1 protein-coding gene and 1 pseudogene are annotated in these 1771 nt (G+C 69.3%); both read right to left on the bottom strand.

The window, feature by feature from the left end:
• Positions 1-1073: pseudogene (locus J2848_RS35785) on the bottom strand (pyridoxamine 5'-phosphate oxidase family protein); the annotation flags it as partial.
• Positions 1074-1119: 46 nt separating this feature from the next.
• The coding region (locus J2848_RS35780; RefSeq protein ID WP_425458719.1) for a glutathione S-transferase family protein at positions 1120-1771 on the bottom strand (652 nt) is incomplete at its 5' end.

Below are 1771 nucleotides of genomic sequence, written 5' to 3'. Positions count from 1 at the left end.
CCATCGGCCGGTTGCAGGTGGAAGGAGCGGATCTCCGGCGTCTCGTCGACGATCTTCGTCACCCGGTAGGGCCGCCAGCTCTTCGACAGGTCGGCCGCCTGCAACCGGGCCGCCGCCTCGGTCCAATCCCCGGTCATCAGCGAATTGGGCGACCAGCCCTCCTTGCGGAAGGACCAGCGCAGGGCCAGCGCCCCGGCCCGGCGCAGGATGCGGCGCGGCCGGAATGTCCACAGCCGCTCGGCCCCCTGGAAGGCGGCGATCTCCGGCGAGTCCAGGACCACCTCGGCATCGCCGGTCATCTGCAACAGGTCGCCGCTCTCGTAATCGACAAAGACCAGCCCGGCCTTGCCGTTGAGGACGATGTTGCCGAGGGTCGAGAAGAACAGGTTGCCGTTGAAGTCGGGCACCGTCAGGGTGCCGTCCTCCGCGACGCGGACGAAGCCCGCCTTGCCGCCGCGGTGGGACACGTCGACCTGCCGGCGCTCCGCCCGGTCGGCGTAGGTCGCGACGAAGAAGGCATCCGCCGCCGCGACCATGGCACGTGCCGCGGCGTCGAGCCGGGGCAGCACCTCCACCGCCGCGTTGGACGGTTCCGCCGGTTCCCGGGCGTAGGCGAAGTCGCGCAACTGGATGTAGCGGGGACAGTTGCCGAAGCTCTGGTCGACATCGACCCGAAATCCGGAACCGCTGGCGGTCAGGATGCCGTTCATGCGGTTGCGGCGCCGGGTGTGCATCTCGATGCCCAGCAGGCCGACGGGATCACCGTCGCGCATGCCCTCGCCCGCCGGATCGCCGGGTTCGGCGTGGGCGGCGATATCGAGCCTCGTCGGCGTCGGCGAGGACAGGAAGCCCGGCTTGCCGACCAGGAGCGTGGCCCACGGATCGCCCGCGGGGTCGACGCTGCCCAGCACGATGAAGGGAAGCTGGGCATAGAAATCGCGGTGCTGGTCGGGCATATGGTCGCGGATCACCCGCTGGCCGATGGCCTCCATCCGTTCGGCCACCCCCAGCTTCCGCTGGATGAACAGCTCACCCTCATGCCATGCCGGCAGTGTCTTCAGTGTCGCGGTCATCGTCGGTGTCCCATGCTGGGGGGTGCGGGCTTGCCTGGATTTGGGCTCAGGCCGTCAGGCCGGCCGGGGTCTGCGCGAAGGGGACGAAGCCCGGCAGGCCCTCGATACGGCGGAGGAAAGCCCTGACCGCCGGGTAGCCGGAGAGGTCGACATTGCCTTCCGGCGCCCGGGCGACGTAGCTGTAGATCGCGACGTCGGCGATCGTCGGATGGTCGCCGACCAGCCAGTCCTGCCCGCTCAACCGGCTTTCGAGCCGGGCCAGCAGGGTGTGCGCCCGGCCGATGACCTCGTCTGGATTGAACTTCGCCCCGAACACGGTGACGAGCCGGGCCGCCGCCGGGCCGTAGGCCACCTCGCCGGCCGCCACGGACAGCCAGCGCTGGACCGCCGCCGCACCGCTGGGGTCTTCCGGCAGCCAGTCGCCGCGCCCCGCCTTCTTGGCAAGATAGACCAGGATCGCGTTCGAATCGGCGATGACGACGCCGTCGTCGTCCAGGACCGGCACCTGGCCGAAGGGGTTGAGCTTCAGGAAATCGGGGCTCTTGTGCGCGCCCGCCATGAGGTCGACCTCGACCAGTTCATGGGGCAGGCCGAGAAGCGAGACGAACAGACGCGCCCGATGCGCATGGCCCGACAGGGGGTGATGATAGAGCTTCATGTCCAACTCCGGTGATCCGTCGAACGGGGTCATTCCCGTT

This window comes from Azospirillum lipoferum (assembly GCF_024170005.1).
In the GTDB taxonomy this organism is placed as follows: domain Bacteria; phylum Pseudomonadota; class Alphaproteobacteria; order Azospirillales; family Azospirillaceae; genus Azospirillum; species Azospirillum lipoferum.
This window is presented reverse-complemented; position numbering and strand designations above follow the sequence as displayed.